A 20191-nucleotide genomic window follows, 5' to 3' on the forward strand; every position below is an offset into this window, starting at 1 on the left:
CATGCTGACGTCCATAACCCCGCTCCCTCTCGACAGGCTGTCCTGGCTGACGGAATCAGCCCCGATCCTGTCTTCATCATGGCCGCGACGATGAGATGTCTATGGACTGGTCAGATTCGGCGAGCCCCCTCAATACTCTGGGGTCATGCACTTCACCGAGTACGACACGCGGCTGGGTGCCTATGCCGTGATCCTCAACGAGGCCGACGAGATCCTGCTGAGCTGGTTCAACGGCGAAGGCGTGGCCACCCCCTCCTGGACGCTGCCCGGCGGTGGGGTGGAGTACGACGAGACCCTGACCGACGCGGTGGTGCGCGAGGTGTACGAGGAGACGGGGTATCACGTCGAGGTGGGGGAGTTGCTCGTTGCGCATCACTTCACGGGGGCACGATCTGTGCGTAGTCCAAGGCCGTTTCGTTCGCAGCGCTTCCTCTTTTCCGCCACCATCGTCGGCGGGACGCTGGGCACCACGGAGGAGGGAGGATCCACCGATTTCGCTCGTTGGATCCCGCTCGCCGATGTGCTGAGCCTGGACGCGCCACGGGCGGGCATCGTCGATCTCGCGGTATCGCTAGCTGCCGGTCCGCGCCGCGCTCAGGGTGCTAAGAGCGCAGGATCATCGCGTTGGTCTGAGGGATAAAGCCACGGCGCGCTCTGTGTGCTGGCCGATCTCGCGTTGACTGAGCGGTTGATCGTCGAGGAGGGCTCGGATCTGTGTGGTCCCGACGACGAGGCCGTGCGGCGTGTTGCGTGCGCAAGTGTGGATCTCGTCGTGCTCAGGCGCGAACCAGTCTGTTGGCGAAGGTGGACATGGTGTAGACGCCGATCCCGAACACGACCTCCAATGCCTGCTCCAAGGTGTGTCCGGCGTCGAGAAACGCGCGTAGTTCCTCGTCGGTGACGGCGCCGGTGTGATCGAGCAGCTGGATCGTGAAGACTCGAACCGATTCGAGCTGAGGGCCGGGCAGCGGTGAGTTCTCGAGTATCCGGCGGGCGAAGTCAGGGTGGCCGAGGCGCGTCAGCACCCGGCTGTGGATGGCGATGCATGTGTGGCACTCGTTGCGAGCGGCGACGCACAGCGTGACCACCTCGCGCGCGACCTCAGGAAGGGAGCTTTCCTCAAAACTCTTGTTCGCCTCGAGGAATCCGTTCAGCAGGCGAGGGGATGTTGCCTGCGCCGCAGCGGCCGGCGGGATGGCGCCGAACTTGCGCTGGATGGCGGCGAGGGCTGGTTGGGACTCCGCCGGTGCGGTGTCGATCGTGTGGCGTGGGAATGGCATGGTGACTCCTTCGTAGTTGTCAACTGAGTTGACGAAAACATCATGCTAGGCTCGGCGTCGTAGATAGTCAATAGAGTTGACGAAAGAGACGGGGATGAAGGACGAATCGCTACGCAAGCCGGGTTATGAGCTTCCGTTCCTGCTCCTGTCCGGCTTCCGAGTGCTGGTCGAAGAAGCCCATCGCCGGCTAGCGGATCGGGGGCATGCCGATCTTCGACCGGCTCACGGGTTCGCGATGCAGGCGGTGGGGGCGGGGTCGACGACGGGCGAGGTGGCGCGCGCGCTCGGTGTCACCAAGCAGGCCGCATCGAAGACCATCGAGCGCCTGACCGAGATGGGGTACGTCGCGGCGTCGCGCGATCCCGCGGATGCGCGCCGCAAGATCGTCGTGCCGACGGCGCGTGGCATCGACATGCTGGAGAAGAGCGCTGTGGTCTTCGACGAGGTCTACCGGGAGTGGGGAGAACAGATCGGTGTCGAGGAGTTGGACGGCATGCATGAGGGTCTCCGGGTGCTGGTGGGAGAGCGAGCCCTTCGGGTCGACCACGCCGGGTGGCTGGCGTGAGGTGCTGGGCGTCTCTTCTGGAGCGCGTGCCCACCCTGGTAGCGTTCCTCCTGGAAGCAAATGTCTAGGAGCTGACGCTCCGAAGGGATCGAGTCTTCGATCCTCTAGTGAGTCTCGTACTCGCCTCGCAGGATTTCCGCCGGGAGCACGTCCGTGTGTGGTCTCCTGCGATACACCTTCGCTGTGGCTCTGCTCATCGCCCACGGGCATATCGAGTACCTGGACAACCGATCCAGCGACGGCAACAAGTGCACTGTCTACTCTCTTGTCGCGCAGAGGCTCGAGGGGCACTGGCTGTTCGCGGGGTATCAGAACACGCCACTCGCCGGTCATTAGAGCTGCTTTGTGAAACCCCGGACTATGCGCGTCAGGTTGGTTGGGTCGACTCCGTGTCTCAACACGCTCGACGAGCGCCCCAGGCAGGACTCGAACCTGCGCACTACAGATTAGAAGGCTGTTGCTCTATCCGCTGAGCTACTGGGGCCTCGTAGCCTGTGGTGGCTACTACAGGCTGAGTGTAGCGGCTGCCCGTCCGGGGTGATGGTCACCCCCTGTCGCAGGCTGCTACTAGGCTGTGCGGGTGGCTAACAATCATTTGGTGTGGATCGACTGCGAGATGACCGGGCTCGACCTGGCCGGCGACGCGCTCATCGAGGTGGCGGCGCTGGTCACCGACGGCGAGTTGAACGTGCTCGGTGACGGTGTAGACGTCCTGATCAAACCCACCGACGAGCAGTTGGCCAACATGGGCGACTTCGTGCGCAACATGCACACCAAGTCCGGTCTGCTCGATGAGCTGGCTTCCGGCACCACCCTCGCCGCCGCCGAGGCCCAGGTGCTCGACTACATCCGCACTTACGTCCCCACCGAAGGCAAGGCGCCGCTGGCCGGCAACACCATCGGCACCGACCGCGCCTTTCTCGCTCGCGACATGCCCGCACTCGAGGGCTTCGTGCACTACCGCAACGTCGACGTCTCCTCCATCAAAGAGCTGGCGCGACGCTGGTATCCGCGGGTGCGTTTCCAGGCGCCGGCGAAGGTCGGAAACCACCGCGCCCTGGCCGACATTCAGGAGTCGATCGAGGAGCTGCGCTACTACCGCGATGCCGTCTTCGTGCCGCAGCCCGGGCCATCGTCTTCGGAGCTGGCTGAGATCGCCAAGCGCCACCAGGGCGCTCTGACCGGGGCCCGCCCCGCCGACGTCTGACCGCGTCGTCGGTCGGGGCGGGATCGATTTCCCGTGACACGGCGACGTACGCTATTGTTTCCTGGTCGCCGGGCAACCGACGACGATGGTGGGTATAGCTCAGCTGGTAGAGCACCTGGTTGTGGTCCAGGATGTCGCGGGTTCAAGTCCCGTTACTCACCCCAAACGGGTCAGGTGTGAACTTGCGACCAAGGGTCCGCCCTTGGTCGCGGTTCGCGCCTGGCCCATCTTCTTTGCCTCGGCGGCCCAGCTCAGTGCGTCGGCATGGAGGCCGGACAGGCTCAGCCCGTCGTACGGGTTGCGGTAGCCGACGCGCACGTCGTTGTCCTCGTCGATGTAGATCGCCTTGAACAGCGCCTGATTGATGAGTCGTCGGTTCGCGTCGTCGGCGTGCTCGTAGATGTCGGCGGCGTTGGACAGCAGTTTCAGGGAGTCGTCGAGGTTCTCTCGCGCACTGGCGTAGTGGCCGTGGTGCGCGGTGATCCGGTGTTCGATGGTCTCCAACGAGGCGGTGATCCGGTCCTGTTCCTTCTTGAGGAGGTCGAGTGGGATGGCTCCGGCGTAGTGAGCTTGGAGCAGCTTCTGCTGCTCGCCTTCGAGCTGGGTCCTCCGGGACGCGAGGTCGGCGAGTTCGGCAGCTCCTTCGGTCATCATCTCGTCGAACCGGGCATGGATCATCGCCGAGACCGCCTCGATGGTTTCCGGGTCGATCTGCACCTTGGTGTAGAAGCGCTCGATGAGGCGTTCGACCTGCTCGATGAGCATCGCCTGCCGGGTGCAGTCACCTCTGCCGCCGTGGCGGCTGGCGCACACGAAGTACGGGTAGATCGTGCCCTGGCTGCTCTTCGCGTTGCACACCAGTAGCCGCGACCCGCACTGCCCGCAGAACACTGTGCCCTTCAAGTAGTGCTCATGGACTTGCGTCGCATCCGCAGCCGAGCGGTGCGTGCCGAGCACGGTCTGCACCTGGTCCCAGACTTCATTGGGGACGATGGCCTCGTGCGCTCCGGCGTAGGTCACGCCCTGATAGCGGACGCTGCCCTTGTAGTACGGGTTCGTCAGCATCCGGTGCACCGACGACTTCGCGATGGGCCTGGATGGTCGTCGCGGCGACGCTGCTGTCGTGAGCCCTCGCGCCACGAGTTCCTGGTGGAGTTGGCTGGTCGTCCAGTCGCCGGATGCGAACACCTGGAACGCCCACCGGACCAATCGCGCACGCTCTTCGTCGATCTCGACGGTGCGTACCTCCCGCCCGAACTCGTCTCGTACCCCGACGTTGAGGTAGCCGATGGGTGCCTTCGTCACGGTGCCGCCCTGCGCGGCCTTCTGCGACAGGCCCTTGACGACCTCGGTGGCGAGGTTGCGGGAGTAGAACTCGGCAATCGAGGACATGATGCCGTGCAGCAGCATCCCCGATGGGGTCTCGTCGATGTTCTCCGTGGCCGAGACCAGCGTGACGCCAGCGTCCTTGAGTGCGAGGTGGATGGTCACGTCATCGGCACGGTTCCGGGCGAGCCGGTCGACCTTGTGGACGATGCAGTAGTTCGTCTTGTGCTTCGCGACGTACTGGATCATCCGCATCAGCTCGGGCCGGTCGGCCTTGCGCGCGGATTCGCCAGCGTCGACGAACTCCTCGATGATTGTTGCGCCGAGCTGGTCGGCCTTGCGCTGGTTCGCCTCGCGCTGCGCGGGGATCGAGAAGCCCTCCGCCTGGCCGCCCTTCTCCGCCTGCTCCTTCGTGGAGACCCGCAGGTACGAGACGGCGAACGATCCGGGGAACGGGGTGGGTGCTACGAGGCTGTCTATCGCGGTGCGGTCCGCGTCGATGATCGTCATGGCTCTTCTCCACAGTCACTGGTCCTGCCGACGCGGACTTGTGAGAGCGGATGTTGATCGTGAGAAGAGCCCGAAGGCTGTAGGACTAGGCCGAGTCGGCCACGTTCACTTTGCCCCGCCGAGGCGAAGCGCTAGGACCACAACATCCGCCATCCGCGACGGATGCCAACATTCTACGACGACGCGCTCGCCCTGGCACGAGGGCGCTTCGGTCGCGCGGCGCCCTCCGAGCGGCAGGAGCCCGACTGCTGGAGCGCCAGGCGGATCAGCAGCTCGCAGAGCTTGTCCAGGTCGGGCGGCTCGTGGTACTCGGCGCGGATCGTCAGCTCGCGCTCGCTCTGCTGACGCTGCGCGGTCTTCCGTTCATATCGGCGCGCCACGACTCACACCTCGCCGATCTCCGGGTCGGTGCCCGCGAAGAAGGCATCTTCTGCCTCCTGGCGCGCATCCACCATGTCGATCACGAACCGCACGAAGTCCTCGTCGCGATCCGTGATTGGTGCGTCTTCGATCGACGGCGAAGGGTCTTCGCCCGGCCAGCTCGTCTGGCGAGTCGGGCGGTCCCGGTCGAGCCGAGTGCCGCACGCCGCTACCCAATCACGAAGGCGAGCGCGGGCATCAGCGAAGTCGCGGTGCCAGCCCAGCGGCGCGGACCCGTTCTGCTCCGGGTCGTACGCGCACAGCCAGTGCAGGTGCAGCCCCGACAGTTCCCAGAGGAGTTCGGGGTGACGGTGCCAGTACGGTGGTACGACGCTTGCGGGGAGTCCATAGGTGTGGCGCAGCCAGTCCACCCAGCGGTTCAGTTCGAGCAACTCGGCTTCGAGATCGTTGGCGGTCAGCAGGTTCCAGTTGACCGGGTGCGGCGGCTCGGGCGCATCGAATCGCGGGGACGCCGGGCCTGCCTCGGGTGGCATGTCGTCGTGCTCAGGGAGGAACTGATCGGTCATGGCTCGGTTGCTCACATTCCGATGGCCGTCGCGGTGGACGGCACAGCCTGCTGAGGTGCGGCGAACGCGGTCGCGTCACGGCCGGAAGTGCGTTCGCTGCGATCCACTTCGTAGCGGGTGCGGGCGAGGTCGTGTCCGATGCGCGTCGCGATGAACTCCTCGCCTTCGTAGCGCTGGCTGTTGCGCTCGTAGGAGTAGTCGCGCACCCGCCCGTCGGCGATGATGTTGTCGCCCTTGGCGAGCCGCTCGGCTCCCTGCTCGGCGGCACCGCGATACGCGATGAGGTCGTGGAAGGTCGTCTCCAGTTGCGTGAAGGTGTTATCGGGCTCCTTGCGGTAGTGCTCGATGCCGACCTTCATGTAGAGGCGCGCGTCGCCGCGCTCGGTGTAGCTGAGCTGCGGGTCCGAGGCGACGAAACCGGAGATGGACTGGTGGGTGTGAATGGCCATGATGGCGCCCTCCTGAACTTGGGCGACCAGCCGTGTGTGGCCGCTGTGTCAGGCAGGTGCGCTTCCGTACCCAGGTCTGCGCTCAGAGGGCCGGGCGGCGCAGTAGTGATTCGAGTTCGCTGCGGTCGCTGCGGAGCTGCGCGGCGTCGGAGCGGGTCGGCCAGGCGCGCAGGTCGGTGACGATGGGCGGCGCGGAGCGCAGCATCGTGATGCCGGTGCCGAATGGCAGGGTGCGGATGCGGTCGGGCGGCAGGATCGGGACGCGACGGATCGAGCGCTGGTTGGAGCGGGTGCCGTGGTCGCCGAGGGTCACGCTGTCGGTGTACTCGTCACGCTCGCCGATGAGGGTGGAGAGGTCTTGAAGGTCGCGACTGTTGGATGCGCCGCCGAGGATGATCTTGACGATGCTGGCGTCCCAGATCGCTCCGGCCTGATGCTCGCTCCACCGATCGCGAGCTTGGGCGAGGGACTGCAAGACCGGCATGGTCGTGATCCCGGTGCCACCGCCTTCGGCCATGAGCGTCGGCAGTGACGGCAGAGGGGCGAGGTTTCCGATCTCGTCGAGTGCGAGCAGCAGGGGTGGGTCGAGCCGTGCTCCGGGTGAGCGGGCGGCGAGCCGGCGGGCGGTTTCGATGAGGTCTTCGACGAACGCCGCGACAAGCGATGCGGAGGCTCCCGCTCCGGCACCGGTGGCGAGTAGGTAGAGGGTGCCTTGTTCGGTGAGGAAGGTCTCGGGGTTGAAGTGTTCGTGCGGGCCTGGGGTGACGGCATCGAGCACGCGCGGGTCGGCGAGCGCGGCGAGTGCGAGGGAGACGCCTTGCCAGATGCTGTCGCGGGTCTTGGGGTCGGCGTCGATCATCGCGGCCAGTGAGTCGTCCCAACCCATCGCCGCGTTCGGGTGCGAGTTCAGGATCGCGACGGCCTCCGACGCCGCGCTGGGGTCGAGGGTCCACCTGAACAGCTCGGCCGGCTGGCGGCCGTCGAGCGCGGCAGCGTGCAGCAGCGACTGGAGTGCGGTGCGGGTCTTGCCCTCCCAGAACCCGCCGGACTCGACCCCGCCAGCGCTGAGGCCGGTTGCGGCAGCGAGTCCGTTGGCGCGGATCATCGCGGTCAACGGATCGTCGCAGCCGCGAATGGGTGACCATCGGAGCCCTGCGGGGATGCCTTCGGCGAGGTGCTGGGGATCGAACACGGCGACCGGCCCGCCCTTGTAGCGTCGGGCGCGGAGTGTCGCGGTGAGGTTGTCGGGCCTCGTGCTGGTCGTGACGACCGCGCCGGGTGCGTCGAGGATCGCGTTGATGACGACGTGCAGGCCCTTGCCTGAGCGGGGTGGGCCGATCAGCAGGATCGAGTCTTCGACCGATGCCCAGACCTTCGTGCCACGGCTGGCACCGAGGAGGTAGCCGACATCCTGTGGAGCTGGTGATTCCAAGGAGGGGCGCAGTGTGGCCGCGCGGTGAAGCAGTGCCTTCGCGGACGCTGCGGTCTTGACCTCGTGGCTGGTCGCGATCCCGGCAAGCCGGTGCGGGTCGGTCTCGGTCTTCCGCGTGTGCCGGCGCAGCACCATCCACACCCAGACGATCCCGGCAGCCAGTCCGCCGAGCAGTGCCGCACTGACGAGCCAGTAAACGACTGGGTTGAGTCCGTCGGCACCGAGCGCGGTCGCCGGGTCGGCGGGGTTGAACAGCACGCCGAGCCCTGCCGCTGCGCCGACTTCTGGCTGCGGTGTGCCGGTGAGGAACGCGGCGACGCTGCCAGCGGCACGGAGGACGAGAGCGATCCCGAACATGCCGACCAGACCAATGAGGGCGGCGTTGGTGAGTTCGTCGCCCATGCCCCCGGCTTGCCGCTGGTTCATGTCAGCCGCCGCACCGCGAGCGTGCCCGAGATACGCCCGAACAGGATCACCTCATACGTGCCATCGGGTAGGTCATCGAGGTCGAGGAGCGCCCGCGCTTCGCCGGTTCCGGTGGCGTCGGCGTGGGACACGATCGTCGCGACGGCAACATCCTCGCCAGGCACGAACCCATCGGCGGTGACCTCAGCCAGACGTGGTATCCGCCGGGCGTGACGACTCCGACGAGTCTCCGGCACCGGGGTCTCGGACGGGACCGCGGCGCGTCGGGGCTTGCGGGTGCGGAGGATGTCGGTGAACACGCTGCCGTCGCTCTCGCGGACCTCGACCCGGACTGCGATGGTGCGGTCCTTGGTGATCGCATCCATGAGCGGCCCGAACGTCGCCCGCGTCCACGCGGTCCCGTCCGGCGACGCAAACGGTGTTCCATCGACCGCGGCAGTGAGGGTGCCGTCTGCGGCGACGGAGACGAGGACGTGCGGCAGCTCGACGGGCGCGGTCGTCTCGTCGTCGTTCGGGCCTGTTCGGCGCGGGCCGGTGAGGTTCATCGGTGGCCTCCTGCGGCGCGGCTGCTGGTGTCGAACAGGGCTAGTTCGTCGGGGTGGAGCTGGTGCTGGCAGACGAAGCTCCTGGCCTTGATTCGCCACAGGCCTTGGCCGACGCCGAGGTTCGGCAAGAGTTGCTGCTCCGTGCCGGTCAGCCCGAGGGCGGTTGCGGTCGGTCCGAGCTGGTCGGACTCCTGCCGGTAGACGATCCGGGTCTCGGCGTTCGCGAGCAGTGAGTTGGCCAGGGAGCGCATGGCGGAGCCTTGGTCTCCCACGTTGTCGAGGTCGGTGAGCTTGTGGAAGATCAGCATGTTCGCGATCCCGTAGTGCCTGGCGAGTCGCCAGTGCGCATCCATCCGCCGCAACAGCGCCGGGTGGGACATGAGCCGCCAGGCTTCGTCGTAGATCACCCACCGCTGCCCGCCGTTCGGGTCGAGCAGCGCAGACTCCATCCACGCCGACGAGCACGTCATCAACACCGAAATGAGCGTCGAGTTCTCGGTGACGCGCGAGAGGTCGAGCGAGATCATCGGCAGCGACGGGTCGAACGCGACCGTCGAAGGCCCGTCGAACAGTCCGGCCAGGTCGCCGGCCACGAGACGGCGCAGCGCGTGGCCGACGAGCCTGCCGTCCTCGGCCAACCGGCCGTCGGCATCCGCGCTCGGGGCGAGGATGCGGTCAACGACCATCGGCAGGATCGGCACATCGTTCTCCCGCACGGTCTGGGTCAGGGCGATGTCGATCGCGGTGTGCTCCAACGGCGACAATCCCCGCGCGAGCACGGTCTCCGCGAGTGCGCCGATCAGGTCACGCCGTCGGGCTGCGACAGTGGACGCCCATTGCTCATCCGAGAGACCGCTGGGCCGGTGGCCTTCATCGAGCGGATTCAGGCGAGTGTTGAGTCCGTGACCGAGGACGATGGCACGTCCGCCGACGGCGTTGGCGACGGCGGTGTGTTCGCCCTTCGGGTCGCCGGGCACGTACACGCGCCGTCCGAACGGTAGCGAGCGCGTGTAGAGGGACTTGGCCAGCGATGACTTGCCGGAGCCGACGATCCCGGCCAGCACCACGTTGGGTGCGGTGATGATGCCGCGTGCGTAGAGCACCCACGGGTCGTAAACGAAGCTCCCGCCCGAGTACAGGTCTTGGCCGACGAACACACCATCGGCACCGAGCCCACCCTCGGCGACGAACGGATACGCACCCGCCAGCGTCGCCGACGTGTCCTGATGCCGCGTCAGATGGAACCGACCCGGAGTGCGCAGCCTCGCGGCACCCGGTTCGCCAGACTTCGGCAGGTAGACCGTGGCGCGCCGCTCGGCACGCTCCTCCTCGGCCTTCGCCTTCGCCGCGGCGAGCGCGGCCCGACGCTGCTCGGCGTGGAGCCGGGCCTCTGCCTTGCGGCGCTGCTTCCGGAGCTTCCGCCGCTCCTTCGACGGCGCTACCAGAACTGCGGTGTGCAGCCGCGCGCGATCCTCGGTCACAGCACCAGCCCTCGCGCCTGCTTGACAGCCGTGATCTTGGCCGGCTCGAACCACGACCCATCCCGCTTCGCCGTCGGCACATCGGCCCGCTCCGTGGCACCCGGCGACGAGTACGACACCAGCAACTCCGGCCCAGCCTGCACCGGAGGGGTTCCGACTGGTTCGGCGTCCTGGGGCTCTGCTTCCGGTTCGGTGTAGCGGCGCAGGAGCGAGACGTAGCCGACGTGCGGGTTGACGACCAGCGCGTAGTCGCCCGAGAGCGCCACCTGGTCGTTGGTGCCCTCGCCGGGCTCGTCGTAGACGTACCCGTTCTCCAGCGCGGCCTGCGTGGTCTCGTCGCCGTAGTCCCACTGCGCGAGGAAGTCCACCGCATCGACATGCCCCAGCTCGCCGAGGATGCGCAACGGCCGGTCCGCCTCCTCGCCCTGAAGGAACACCACACTGACCCACCGAGACGGCGCGGCCTCCTCGACGGCGGGCTCAGGGTGCCAGGCGATCCGCCCGGCGGCGATGAACCCTTCCGCGAGCCGGTCATACGCCCGGTCGACGAGGTTCGCCGCCTGACGCAGTTCCTCCGCAGCAGCGAGGGCGTCACGCACTCCTGCCTCGTGGCTTCCGGCGTCATTGAAGGCGTGCGCGACCTTGCGCTCGTGAACATCGGCGATCTGATCGAGTGCCTGCCGCAGCGAGCGCATCCCCGAGGACAGATCACCGATCACCCCGTACATCTCGGCGGGCTGATCGAACCCCCGGCTCGGGTGCGCGAGTCCGCGCAAGGCTTCGGATGCCTCCGCTGCATCCGCGGTCGAATCGAAGAACGTGGGCATGGTGGCCTCCATCGGTAGGTCATGTCACCCACGAGGTGCGCCCCCGTGCACCCGCAGATCATTTGAGGCATTCAGCAGCAAGGGGCTTCTCATTCCTCCAGCCCACCGCGCTCGACGCCGGTAAACTTCGACCACCGAGGAGGTGAGGCATGAACGACGACGAAGAGCTGCGTTGGGTGCGGCGTCGCGAGGGAACCCACCGTTCCGAGTCGCGGGCGACCCGTGGGTATGAACGGGACCTGCTCCGTGACGACGACACCAAGAACCTGCTCGGTCCTACTGAGTCTCGCCCAGCCGACATCGACGAGATCGTGCGGTCGCGCGGACCCTTGGTACCAGCGCGCCCTTCGCCCGGTCAGGAGTTCCGGTACCAAGTCGGCGACGCAATCATGGAGGCGTTAGCGCCCTACATTGAACGTGGAGTTGATGTTGCGGTGGACGCCGCGGTCCTCGGTGTCTCAAGACTGTGGAAGTGGGCCACAACTCGACCGCCACGGCAGACGTTCTCTGTCGAAGTCGGCAAGGTAGATGAGGTTCCTACTGCGTACCTTGAAGGTCCGCTCGCCGAGCATAATGAGCCACCGTCGGAAGAGCTGGCGCGCAGCCCACAGAGCATGACGGCGGAGCAGTACCAGGCGATTCTTCTTTCAGCGTTGCTGGCGGACCAATACGCAGCTCGCGCGCGATCAATGCTCGCCAATGTCCGCATCGACGACGAGGTGCTTCCAAGCGAGTTGGAAGACGCGGTCCGCGCCGCTCTGGACGGACCGACGATTGACGATGCGACGCTCGTGCGCGTCGTTGAGCTGCTGCGCGAGAGCATGACCCCTGACGGCGAGTATGTTCTCGTTCGTCCGCGGCAGGTCGACGCTCCAAGGTCAATCGCCGACCGCACGAGGGACAGCGCGTAGTCGTTTGGTACGGGCTTCACACTGCGAGGCACGTAAGACCCGTCAGACCCTCCGGCAGAGCGGGAGCGCAGCGGCGGTGAAGGCGGCGGCTTGCTGGCCGACGAGCAGCCGGGTCTCACAAGATGCCTGGATCGCGGCTTGCTCGATGGCGGCGACGGCGGCGTCGAGTTCTTCGACGGTGGGTGCGGAGACGGCGATGAGGCCGGTGTAGCGGAGGATGCCGTGTCCGGCGGTGAGGTCGGCTTCTTGCTGGAGCACGTCGTGGTACTCGGCGGTCTGTGAGGCGTCTTCGATCTGGCCGATCTTCGCGCGCTGGGCCTGGTCGGAGATGTGCTCGACCTTCTTCTTGCGGATGTCGCGAGCAGCGGCGTCGGAACGCATGGGGGTGCAGATCAGCGAGAACGACCGCTGGATGCCGGTGGACAGCAGCACCGGCGACAGGAATCCCGGATAGACGAGCGACCTGGGCCACTCGCTGACCCAGAGCACTGCGTGGTGGGCGGAGTCGGTGCGGAGCTTGCCCCAAGTCTCGGTGACCGCGACCGGCCCTGCGGTCGCAAGGGATTGGCCGAGCCTGCCGTGGCGTTCCAGCGTGGCGGCGATAGCGGGGTCGTAGGCGGAGCGCAGCATCACCGCGATCTGCCCCGGCGTCAGCCATCCCGACGGCGAGAGGTCGGCGGAGCGGAGCGCGGCGACGAGCGTGTTCATCTCCTGCCGCAGCACGGCGGCAGCACCACGAATCCCGCCGCCCGCGGTCCTGATCTGCCGCGCACTGGTCTTCATGTCCAGTGATAGCGAGAGTGTGGTGGCGTGCCGTTCGCCGGCTGGGCCGGCGCGGTCGATGAGTTCTGCGTAGGTGTCGGCCGCCCACGAGCCGTCCGGGGTGCCGTGGGTGGCCCACCATTCGGCGAGTCCGGTGCCGGAGTCTGGGAGGGTGCGTTCGAGGACTTGTAGCGTCGCGATCCGCCCGGAGCGGCAGACGGTGGCCAGGACGCGACCCCAGGAGCTGACGCGGCGTTCCTGTTCGCCGGGGTCGAGGAGCACGAACGCGGGATGGGTGACCTCGCACACCACGGTCAAGGTTGCGGCGTGGGGGTCGTGGATCATTCCGGCGCTGGTGTCGGGGTCGGTGTATTCGCGCAGTCGCGCCATGTCGCCGGGCAGGGCGAGGGTTCCGACGGGGCGTGGGACGACGATCCTGTGTCGGTAGAGCAGTTGCCCGCCGGTGGTGCGCCACAGCCACCAGCAGGCGATGGGTAGCCATTCCACGATGGGCCGGCCCGCGATGGGTATCCAGGTCAGTGCGGCGGCGAGTACCCAGATGGGGGCGGTGTAGGCGAGCAGCATCCCGCCGCCGGCGTAGAACGCGCCGATGAGTGTGGCTCCGCCGATGGCGAGCGTGATGAGCTGGGTCAGCGACAGACCGAGGAGGACACCGCGGCGGGTGAGGCGGGAGAACTTCACCGGCACGAGTTCGCCCGCGGTGGGACGGTCGTGGTTCGTGCTGCTCATCGTCTACTCCTTCGGTGGGCGTGGCGCGGGCGGCGGGGGCTGCTTCGGTGGCGGTGACGGGTCGGTGCTCGGCGGTCGTGGTGCCGGGCTCGACGGCGGTGCCGCAGGCGAGGCTGCGGGAGGTGGCGGTGTCTGCGCGGCGGCGTCGGCGGCGTGCTCGCCCTGGGCTCCCAGCGCGGTTCCGGCTTTCGGCCCGGCGGTCGCGGCACCCTTGGCGACACTCGCCCCGACCACGACGCCTGCCGCGACGGGACCGGCCGCGGCTGCGCCGCCCCCGCCGGCTGCGGCCCCTCCACCAGCGGCGGCACCTCCGCCGCTCGCGGCGTGTGCCGGTGCCGGGGTCTTCGGCGGTGGCGGGGCGCTGCTTCCTCCACCAGAACCTCCGCCCGCGTTCCCGCCGCCACTGCTGGCTCCGTCGAGCACCTTCTTCGGGTCGCCGCCGCCTTGCGGCTTGGTCGGGACGGGGATCGGACGGTTGAGGGCGCTCTTGGCATCCTGCTCGGAGCCGATCGCGTGGTACATGTCGAACCCGACGAACGCGATGAACTTGTACGTGAGATACGGGGCGAATGCGGCCATCGCCATCAGCACGATTCCCGCGATGGGGTCGCTGACCGAGGCGAGGTCGGCGTCGATCGGTGCGGAGACTTGGGTGATCGCGACGAGGAACATCACGACGAGCACGAGCTTGGAGCAGATCAGCGCGACCACGAACATCGCCCACTTCCCGATCCACCCCCGCGAGGCATCCCACGACGCGCCGCTAAACGCGAGCGGCGCGAACACGACCGCCACCAACAGCAGCGCCTTCCTGACGAGCAGGGACAGCCACACGATCGCGGCGGCAGTGATCGCGAGCCCGGCCATGAAGATCGTGATGATCGCGCCCACGCCGGGAGCGGCGATATTGATCCCGACCAGCCCCGCAGCGAGCAGGGCGATCTTGTCGCCCATCGACTCGGTCGTTTCCCCGGCGGCCTGCACGATCCCGATGCACAGCTGATCAACGACCTCCAGCAGCAGCGCCGTCAGCGTGATGACCACGAACGACCCGAGGACGGACTTCGCCAGACCCAGGGCGGCGCGGGTGAGGGCGGTGGGGTCGCGTCGGATCAGCCCGGTAATGAGTTGGAGGCAGAAGAAGATCAGCATCACGAAGACCGCGATACCGAACAACAGGTTGTAGACGGCGATGTAACCGGGCTTGGTGACATCCACCAGCGTCGTGGTGTCGAAGACCGACCAGACCGCCTCGAACAGCCACCCCGCGGCGGCACCCATCGCCTGGGCGAGCCAGTCGAACGGGGCCGCGACCAGAGACGCAGCTCCTTCGCCGACGGCATCGCAGACCGAGGAGATCACGGGAACGTCGCACACGCCCATCACGAACACCAGCTCTCGACGACGGGGCGGGTCAGACGGACTGGCCGACGTTCCAGAAGAAGTTGATGAGCGTCACGCTCGCGCCGCAAATCACCGCAGCACCGCAGGAGACGAGGACGCCGATCTTCCCGCGCGAGGCGAGGTGCGGGTTCGACGAGTTCGCGCCGAAGCCCCACACGATCGCGGACACAATCAGCGCGAGCACGGACAGGATCAGGCCGATGGTCATCACCGCGCCGACGATGGTTCGCAACTGGTTGATCCCCGGCAGGCCGTCGGTGTTCGGGTCAATGTTGATGTCCATCGGCACCAGCAACGGCGCGGACATGACGTTGGCGAGCAGATCGAACACGGTAGGACTCCTTAGCGACGGGCGGCCCGCCCACGAACTCGCAGACGGGGTACACGCCACAGGTGCACCCGTGACCCCTCGGCGACGGAATAGCAATGCCCACGCCGGTGAGGACGTGGGCATCAACGGGCTCAGAGGTGTTCGGTGTCAGAGCTGTTGGCCGAGGTTGAGGAGCCAGTTCATCCAGGCGACGCCGCCTCCGGCGAGGACGGCGGCACCGACGGCGACGAGGACTCCGATTCGTCCCTTGCTGGCGGTGGCGTAGTTGCCGTGGGCCGTTGCGATGGCCCAGACGATCGCCGAGACGATCAGCATGAGGACGGCGACGATCAGGACGAACGTCAGGAGCGCGCCGACCACGGCGCGGAGGTCTCCGATACCGCCGAGCCCGTCGAAGTCGGGGAAGACACCCATCGCCGATCACCCAACCGGCGTAAGCAAGTATTCGAAGCGTTCGTAATCCATGCTGTTCAGGTGTGCATCGGGGTGCAGGGGGCGTCAGCTGGGTGGGGTCGTTGGTGCGGCTGTTGCGACGGGTGGTGTGCCGGTTCTCGGGAGGCTCTGTTGGGACTGCTGCACGTGCGCGCTGTCCGCTTCGGTGTCTTTCTGAGGGTCCGGGTTGTGCGTTCAAGGCTGGTGTGGAGCCCGGCCACCTATCACCAGTCGTAACTGTACCGTACGTATGGTATAGTTACGGGTGGTGATAGTTCGGTTCCGGAAAGGTGTGATGACGTGAGTTTGAGCAAGCGGCAGCGGTGGGGTCTGCTGGTGACGGTGGCGGCGGGGCTGCTGTTGATCACTCTGGACAACTCGATCCTGTATACGGCGTTGCCGACGTTGACCGAGGAGTTGGGGGCGTCGGGGTCGCAGAGCTTGTGGATCATCAACGCCTATCCGGTGGTGATGGCGGGCCTGTTGCTGGGCTCGGGCACGCTGGGGGACCGGATCGGGCACCGGCGGATGTTTTTGATCGGTCTGGTGGTGTTCGGGGTGGCGTCGTTGGGGGCGGCGTTCGCGCCGTCGGCGGGTCTGCTGATCGCGGCGCGTGCGGTGCTGGCGGTGGGCGCGGCGGCGATGATGCCGGCCACGCTGGCGCTGATCCGGGTCTCGTTCGAGGTTGAGCGTGAGCGCAATTTCGCGATCGCGGTGTGGGGGAGCCTTGCGGTGGTGGGTGCGGCGCTGGGCCCGATCGTGGGCGGGGTGCTGCTGGAGCACTTCTGGTGGGGCTCGGTGTTCCTGATCAACGTGCCCGTGGTGATCGCCGCGTTGATCGCGGCGGTGCTGATCGCACCGCCCAACGACCCCGACCCGTCCAAGAGGTGGGACCTGGTGTCGTCGTTGCAGGCGATGGTCGCGCTGGTGGGTGCGGTGTTCTTCATCAAGGAGCTCGCGCATTCCCCGCAGAACTGGGTGATCGTTGGTGCGGGCTTGGTGGCCGCGGTGGTCGGGTCGGTGCTGTTCGTCCGCCGTCAGCGGGGCTTGGAGCAGCCGCTGCTGGAGTTCTCGATCTTCCGCAATCCCGCGTTCAGCGCCGGGGTGCTGGCGGCGGCGTTCTCGATGTTCGCGATCGGCGGGTCCCAGCTGGTCACGACCCAGCGGTATCAGCTTGTGGAGGGTTTCACCCCCCTGGAGGCCGGGCTGCTGGTCGCGGCGGTCGCGATCGGGTCGCTGCCCACCGCGCTGTTGGGCGGGGCGTTCCTGCACAGGATCGGCCTGCTGCCGTTGATCGCCGGGGGCCTTGCGGTCGCCTCGCTCGGGGTGGTCGTGGTGATCATCGGTGTGCAGGCCGACGTGTTCGGTGTGTTGGTTGCCGGGCTGCTGGTTACCGGCGCCGGGCTGGGTGGGGCGATGTCGGTGGCCTCGACCGCGATTGTGGGCAATGTGCCCGCCCGCCGTGCCGGGATGGCGTCCTCGGTCGAGGAGGTGTCGTATGAGTTCGGGTCCCTGACCGCTGTCGCGTTGTTGGGCAGCCTGCTCACCTTCGTTTACACCACCACCGTGCGGCTCCCGGCCGGCGCGCCGGAGGGTGCGCACGAGAGCCTGTCGGATGCGCTGGCGACAGCGGGCGGGGACCGGGCGATCATCGAGGCGGCGAGCAGTGCCTTCGACACCGGGTTCTTGGTCACGATGATCATCCTCGCCGTGGTCCTGGCGGTCGGGGCCGCGGTCACCGGACGGTTGCTGCGCCACCACGGGCCGGGGACTCAGTCGCAGGCCTTCTCGGGCAACCACTGACCGGGCGGGAGTGGAGGCAGAGGCTATGCGTCCCAGCAAGCGGACCGAGATCCTCGATGCGGCCCTGGGGGTGATCGAGGCCGGCGGGGTCACCGCGGTGACCTTCGAGGCCGTGGCCGAGGCCGCGGGCATGACCAAAGGCGGGCTGCTGTATCACTTCGGCACCCGCGAGGTCATGCTGCAGGCGCTGCACGAGCACCTCGCCGAACAGTGGGAGACCGCTCTCACCGAGGCCGCGGGCAAACCCGCCGAACGGGCCAGTGATGCTGAGCGTCTGGCCGCCTACGCCCAGGTCGCGACCCACAGCGCGACCCGGGCCGAGTTGTTGCTGATGCTCGAAACCGTCAACGACCCCGCCATGCACGCCCCCTGGAACGGGGTCCTGGCCCGGTGGACCCCGCCACTGCCCGAGCATGCAGACATCTCCCCGGGTGAGTTGAGCCAGCTCATCGCCCGCCTGGCCGCCGACGGGCTCTGGCTCATCGAGTCCCTCACCACACCCCTGCACCCCTCTATGCGGGCCAGGATCGCGAACCACCTCACCACCCTCGCCTACACGACCGAGACCCCCAGTGCACCCGGCACATCCGGCGGGGGCGGCGCACGTGATCCGCGGTGACTGTGGGGCTGCTGCTCACCCTGGTGGGCTTGGCGTTGCTGGACTCGGTCAACGTCTCCACGATCTGGATCGTCGTGGTGATCCTGCTGGCCGCCAAGCGGCCCGCGGCCACCGGGTGGGCGTACGCGGTCGGGGCGTTCGTGACGTTCGGGACCTTCACGCTGCTGCTCTACTTCGGGCTCAACGCCGCCGAGACCTGGCTGGACGGGTTGACGCTGTGGCTGCGTCGCATCCTGTTCACGATCATCACGGTGGTCTTCATCGTTCTCGGCGTCCGCCGGTTCACCGCGCGCCCCCGGCGCGGGTACGGGCTGCCGTCCTGGGTGAACGCCTGGACCGCGCTTCCGCTCGGTCTGGTCGCCACGATCAGCGACATCCCTAACGCGTTCCCGATGTTCCTGGCCGTCGAACGCCTCATCGACACCGGCATCGGCCCCGAGACCGCGGTGCCCGTGCTGATCGGCTACACCGCGATCTACGCCCTGCCGACCCTCGCGGTCCTGATCATCGGCCTGCTCTACCAAGACCGCCTCCGAGCCCGGCTGCAAACCCTCTACAACCGCTACGCCACCGGTCACACCAAGCCCAGCGGCAAGATCGCCGCGCTGTACTTCACCGCAGCCGCCGCGAGCCTGGCCATCCTCATCTTTCTCGTCCGATGACCCACGCGCTCGTGCCTGACGGTGCGGCAGGCCCGGCCTCCTGAGCGTGCCCGCCCGGTAACGATCGCCGGGCCGGCGCGGTCATGCGGCTGAGCCCGCGAGAGCCCAGGAACTCAGTAGGCGACGGAGAACTGAGCCCGCCGGTGGGTGGGCGTGTCGATCTCAGCGACGATCGCCGCGGCGAAGTCCGGTCCGCTGATCGCCGACTTCCCCTCAGCATCGAACAGAGCGACCTCCCCGCCGATCCGGTACCGGCCCAACTCCTCACCAGGCACATAGGAGCCGTAGTTCGCTGCCGGGCTCACATAGAACCAATCCAGTCCCTGCGGAGCGTCGCTGAGCAACCAGTCCAGCACCGCGCCCATCGTCCGGGCCTCAGCGGCGAACTCCGGCGGCAGCTCCCCGGACTCATAGAACCGCGGAGCCCCCTCCGCCGGCCGTAGCGCACTGAACCCGCCCACCACCCCGAACCGCACCCCACCGGCCGCGGCCAGGCCGGCCACCTCCCGGTACACCCCTGCCAGGGAGTCCTCCAGCTCACCCCGCGGGGCGAGGGCACCGATCACGACATCCGCCCCGGCCACTGCGTGCTCGCGGATCGCCGCGTCCGTCAACGACCCCGTCCGGTACGTGACCTCATCGACCGGTTCGGACGGGGCCGTGCGGCTGTAGGACGTGACGTGGTGCCCCGCCCGCACCGCCTTGGCGACAATGTGGCCTCCGGTATAGCCGGTGCCACCCAGAACAGCAAGACGCGCCATGACTCGTGCTCTCTCTTCCTCAGGACAAGGAACCCCCGCGGCAGGATCTCCGCAAAACTAGCCGTATGGGCCAGAACACCCGGATCGGCTTCGAGGTGTCTGCTCAGCTGTGGCCTGGACTCGGAGCTGGCTGACTCGGCCAACTGGTGATGGCCAGGTCCTCATCCAGTTTACCGCGCACGACCGGCTCGACCATATGCGGCAATCGGTGCCGCGGTGCCCCTTCGTCCGTGTCACTGTCGAACAGCTGGCGGCGAGCCACCTGTCCCCGCACCGACACCGTGCACCCGGACCGCTCCCAGACCACCCAGTGAGCATATCGTCGAGACTTGCTTCGCCGCCGCCACCGATCCAGGTCTGCTTCCCGTCCCCGAAGTCCACGTCCCCATCTTCCTCACCAGCAGCCGCTTCCGGGACCCGCTTCTCGGCCTGCCGCTACCCTCGCCTAGTCAGGCGAATCGGCGTTATCCAGACAACTAACCACTACTTGTCGCGTGGTCATTACTGACCAACCGGGGATCGCAAGTATTCGAAGCGTTCGAAATCCATGCTGGCGAGGTGCGCAGGCAGGACCGCCGCCGTCGGGCTAGCGTTGAAGTGTGGACGCATGGACTGACGAGCCGGGTGTGGTGGTGTTGCCCGACGGGCGACGCATCCGCGGCGTCGGCGTGCGCCGGCCGCGCGGCGATGTGCCTGCCCCCGATTTCGCGGTCTATCTACTTGGCCGTGACCCAGCGCCTGGTCCTTGGCCTCATCGCTGG

Annotated in this window: 22 protein-coding genes and 2 tRNA genes; 9 read left to right on the top strand and 15 right to left on the bottom strand. The window is 67.4% G+C overall.

The features are described 5' to 3' along the window. Positions 1 to 145 precede the first annotated feature (145 nt). Positions 146 to 640 (top strand): NUDIX hydrolase, encoded by a 495-nt coding sequence (locus tag P0D62_RS10025; RefSeq protein ID WP_275702497.1) that lies wholly within the window; start codon positions 146 to 148, stop codon positions 638 to 640. Positions 641 to 776: 136 nt separating this feature from the next. Here P0D62_RS10025 and P0D62_RS10030 read toward each other — a convergent pair whose 3' ends face one another. Beyond that, positions 777 to 1280, bottom strand: a complete 504-nt coding sequence (locus tag P0D62_RS10030) for a carboxymuconolactone decarboxylase family protein (protein ID WP_275702498.1) — start codon at positions 1278 to 1280, stop codon at positions 777 to 779. A gap of 94 nt (positions 1281 to 1374) precedes the next feature. Between P0D62_RS10030 and P0D62_RS10035 the strand changes: the two genes are divergently transcribed. Next, on the top strand, positions 1375 to 1845 hold the full coding sequence (locus P0D62_RS10035; protein ID WP_275702499.1) for a MarR family winged helix-turn-helix transcriptional regulator: 471 nt from the start codon (positions 1375 to 1377) through the stop codon (positions 1843 to 1845). A gap of 183 nt (positions 1846 to 2028) precedes the next feature. Next, positions 2029 to 2181 (top strand): nuclear transport factor 2 family protein, encoded by a 153-nt coding sequence (locus P0D62_RS10040; protein ID WP_275702500.1) that lies wholly within the window; start codon positions 2029 to 2031, stop codon positions 2179 to 2181. A 75-nt stretch (positions 2182 to 2256) separates the two neighbouring features. Here the strand turns inward: P0D62_RS10040 and P0D62_RS10045 are convergent. Beyond that, positions 2257 to 2329 (bottom strand) — tRNA-Arg (locus tag P0D62_RS10045). Between the two features lie 96 nt (positions 2330 to 2425). On the opposite strand from P0D62_RS10045, the gene orn reads away from it, so the two are divergent. Next, on the top strand, positions 2426 to 3052 hold the full coding sequence (gene orn / locus P0D62_RS10050) for an oligoribonuclease (RefSeq protein ID WP_275702501.1): 627 nt from the start codon (positions 2426 to 2428) through the stop codon (positions 3050 to 3052). An 88-nt stretch (positions 3053 to 3140) separates the two neighbouring features. Next, positions 3141 to 3216, top strand: a tRNA-His gene (locus P0D62_RS10055). On the opposite strand, the gene P0D62_RS10060 is transcribed toward P0D62_RS10055, so the two are convergent. The 8 genes from P0D62_RS10060 to P0D62_RS10095 all read right to left on the bottom strand — a co-directional run bounded on the left by P0D62_RS10060 (position 3209) and on the right by P0D62_RS10095 (position 10995). Continuing rightward, positions 3209 to 4888: a recombinase family protein gene (locus P0D62_RS10060; RefSeq protein ID WP_275702502.1), complete on the bottom strand. Its 1680-nt coding sequence runs from the start codon at positions 4886 to 4888 to the stop codon at positions 3209 to 3211. The genes P0D62_RS10055 and P0D62_RS10060 overlap by 8 nt on opposite strands. 173 nt (positions 4889 to 5061) lie before the next feature. Continuing rightward, positions 5062 to 5268 carry a hypothetical protein gene (locus P0D62_RS10065; RefSeq protein ID WP_275702503.1) on the bottom strand — a complete coding sequence of 69 codons (207 nt, stop codon included), beginning with the start codon at positions 5266 to 5268 and terminating at the stop codon, positions 5062 to 5064. Between the two features lie 3 nt (positions 5269 to 5271). Continuing rightward, positions 5272 to 5835: a hypothetical protein gene (locus P0D62_RS10070; protein ID WP_406708239.1), complete on the bottom strand. Its 564-nt coding sequence runs from the start codon at positions 5833 to 5835 to the stop codon at positions 5272 to 5274. Between the two features lie 11 nt (positions 5836 to 5846). Next, positions 5847 to 6284 carry a single-stranded DNA-binding protein gene (locus tag P0D62_RS10075; protein ID WP_275702505.1) on the bottom strand — a complete coding sequence of 146 codons (438 nt, stop codon included), beginning with the start codon at positions 6282 to 6284 and terminating at the stop codon, positions 5847 to 5849. 82 nt (positions 6285 to 6366) lie between these two features. Next, the gene (locus P0D62_RS10080; protein WP_275702506.1) at positions 6367 to 8142 is read right to left on the bottom strand and encodes a type IV secretory system conjugative DNA transfer family protein; all 1776 of its coding nucleotides are present in this window, start codon (positions 8140 to 8142) and stop codon (positions 6367 to 6369) included. Further along, positions 8139 to 8687, bottom strand: a complete 549-nt coding sequence (locus P0D62_RS10085) for a hypothetical protein (RefSeq protein ID WP_275702507.1) — start codon at positions 8685 to 8687, stop codon at positions 8139 to 8141. The genes P0D62_RS10080 and P0D62_RS10085 overlap by 4 nt, the downstream gene beginning before the upstream one ends. Further along, positions 8684 to 10168: an ATP-binding protein gene (locus tag P0D62_RS10090; RefSeq protein ID WP_275702508.1), complete on the bottom strand. Its 1485-nt coding sequence runs from the start codon at positions 10166 to 10168 to the stop codon at positions 8684 to 8686. The genes P0D62_RS10085 and P0D62_RS10090 overlap by 4 nt, the downstream gene beginning before the upstream one ends. Then, positions 10165 to 10995: a hypothetical protein gene (locus tag P0D62_RS10095; RefSeq protein WP_041652872.1), complete on the bottom strand. Its 831-nt coding sequence runs from the start codon at positions 10993 to 10995 to the stop codon at positions 10165 to 10167. Before P0D62_RS10095 ends, P0D62_RS10090 begins: the two co-directional genes overlap by 4 nt. Positions 10996 to 11144: 149 nt before the next feature. Here P0D62_RS10095 and P0D62_RS10100 point away from each other — a divergent pair, with 149 nt between their 5' ends. Next, positions 11145 to 11906 (top strand): hypothetical protein, encoded by a 762-nt coding sequence (locus tag P0D62_RS10100; RefSeq protein WP_013601309.1) that lies wholly within the window; start codon positions 11145 to 11147, stop codon positions 11904 to 11906. A gap of 42 nt (positions 11907 to 11948) precedes the next feature. Here the strand turns inward: P0D62_RS10100 and P0D62_RS10105 are convergent, their stop codons facing one another. From P0D62_RS10105 to P0D62_RS10120, 4 genes are all read right to left on the bottom strand, one after another. Beyond that, positions 11949 to 13418 carry a PrgI family protein gene (locus P0D62_RS10105; protein ID WP_013601308.1) on the bottom strand — a complete coding sequence of 490 codons (1470 nt, stop codon included), beginning with the start codon at positions 13416 to 13418 and terminating at the stop codon, positions 11949 to 11951. A gap of 3 nt (positions 13419 to 13421) precedes the next feature. Beyond that, the gene (locus P0D62_RS10110) at positions 13422 to 14801 is read right to left on the bottom strand and encodes a hypothetical protein (protein WP_013601307.1); all 1380 of its coding nucleotides are present in this window, start codon (positions 14799 to 14801) and stop codon (positions 13422 to 13424) included. A 31-nt stretch (positions 14802 to 14832) separates the two neighbouring features. Next, positions 14833 to 15153, bottom strand: coding sequence for a DUF6112 family protein (locus P0D62_RS10115; RefSeq protein ID WP_013601306.1), 321 nt, complete (start codon positions 15151 to 15153; stop codon positions 14833 to 14835). A 147-nt stretch (positions 15154 to 15300) separates the two neighbouring features. Continuing rightward, positions 15301 to 15567: a DUF6112 family protein gene (locus tag P0D62_RS10120; RefSeq protein WP_013601305.1), complete on the bottom strand. Its 267-nt coding sequence runs from the start codon at positions 15565 to 15567 to the stop codon at positions 15301 to 15303. Between the two features lie 318 nt (positions 15568 to 15885). Here P0D62_RS10120 and P0D62_RS10125 point away from each other — a divergent pair, with 318 nt between their 5' ends. The 3 genes from P0D62_RS10125 to P0D62_RS10135 are packed head-to-tail and all read left to right on the top strand — an operon-like array spanning position 15886 to position 18669. Next, positions 15886 to 17388, top strand: coding sequence for an MFS transporter (locus P0D62_RS10125; RefSeq protein WP_272027574.1), 1503 nt, complete (start codon positions 15886 to 15888; stop codon positions 17386 to 17388). Between the two features lie 25 nt (positions 17389 to 17413). Continuing rightward, complete coding sequence (locus P0D62_RS10130) at positions 17414 to 18007, top strand: TetR/AcrR family transcriptional regulator (protein ID WP_232550279.1); 594 nt, start codon at positions 17414 to 17416, stop codon at positions 18005 to 18007. Beyond that, positions 18004 to 18669, top strand: coding sequence for a GAP family protein (locus tag P0D62_RS10135; protein ID WP_272027573.1), 666 nt, complete (start codon positions 18004 to 18006; stop codon positions 18667 to 18669). Before P0D62_RS10130 ends, P0D62_RS10135 begins: the two co-directional genes overlap by 4 nt. Positions 18670 to 18782: 113 nt before the next feature. Here the strand turns inward: P0D62_RS10135 and P0D62_RS10140 are convergent, their stop codons facing one another. Beyond that, positions 18783 to 19430, bottom strand: coding sequence for an NAD(P)-dependent oxidoreductase (locus P0D62_RS10140; RefSeq protein WP_275702509.1), 648 nt, complete (start codon positions 19428 to 19430; stop codon positions 18783 to 18785). Between the last annotated feature and the right edge of the window lie 761 nt (positions 19431 to 20191).

Origin of the sequence: Tessaracoccus caeni (assembly GCF_029211185.1) — a bacterium.
Lineage (GTDB): Bacteria > Actinomycetota > Actinomycetes > Propionibacteriales > Propionibacteriaceae > Arachnia > Arachnia caeni.

Coding starts and splice junctions, on each gene's coding strand:
- P0D62_RS10025 (WP_275702497.1), top strand. CDS start 146: ATGCACTTCACCGAGTACGACACGCGGCTGGGTGCCTATGCCGTGATC.
- P0D62_RS10030 (WP_275702498.1), bottom strand. CDS start 1,280: ATGCCATTCCCACGCCACACGATCGACACCGCACCGGCGGAGTCCCAA.
- P0D62_RS10035 (WP_275702499.1), top strand. CDS start 1,375: ATGAAGGACGAATCGCTACGCAAGCCGGGTTATGAGCTTCCGTTCCTG.
- P0D62_RS10060 (WP_275702502.1), bottom strand. CDS start 4,888: ATGACGATCATCGACGCGGACCGCACCGCGATAGACAGCCTCGTAGCA.
- P0D62_RS10070 (WP_406708239.1), bottom strand. CDS start 5,835: ATGACCGATCAGTTCCTCCCTGAGCACGACGACATGCCACCCGAGGCA.
- P0D62_RS10075 (WP_275702505.1), bottom strand. CDS start 6,284: ATGGCCATTCACACCCACCAGTCCATCTCCGGTTTCGTCGCCTCGGAC.
- P0D62_RS10080 (WP_275702506.1), bottom strand. CDS start 8,142: ATGAACCAGCGGCAAGCCGGGGGCATGGGCGACGAACTCACCAACGCC.
- P0D62_RS10085 (WP_275702507.1), bottom strand. CDS start 8,687: ATGAACCTCACCGGCCCGCGCCGAACAGGCCCGAACGACGACGAGACG.
- P0D62_RS10095 (WP_041652872.1), bottom strand. CDS start 10,995: ATGCCCACGTTCTTCGATTCGACCGCGGATGCAGCGGAGGCATCCGAA.
- P0D62_RS10100 (WP_013601309.1), top strand. CDS start 11,145: ATGAACGACGACGAAGAGCTGCGTTGGGTGCGGCGTCGCGAGGGAACC.
- P0D62_RS10105 (WP_013601308.1), bottom strand. CDS start 13,418: ATGAGCAGCACGAACCACGACCGTCCCACCGCGGGCGAACTCGTGCCG.
- P0D62_RS10110 (WP_013601307.1), bottom strand. CDS start 14,801: ATGGGCGTGTGCGACGTTCCCGTGATCTCCTCGGTCTGCGATGCCGTC.
- P0D62_RS10120 (WP_013601305.1), bottom strand. CDS start 15,567: ATGGGTGTCTTCCCCGACTTCGACGGGCTCGGCGGTATCGGAGACCTC.
- P0D62_RS10130 (WP_232550279.1), top strand. CDS start 17,414: ATGCGTCCCAGCAAGCGGACCGAGATCCTCGATGCGGCCCTGGGGGTG.
- P0D62_RS10140 (WP_275702509.1), bottom strand. CDS start 19,430: ATGGCGCGTCTTGCTGTTCTGGGTGGCACCGGCTATACCGGAGGCCAC.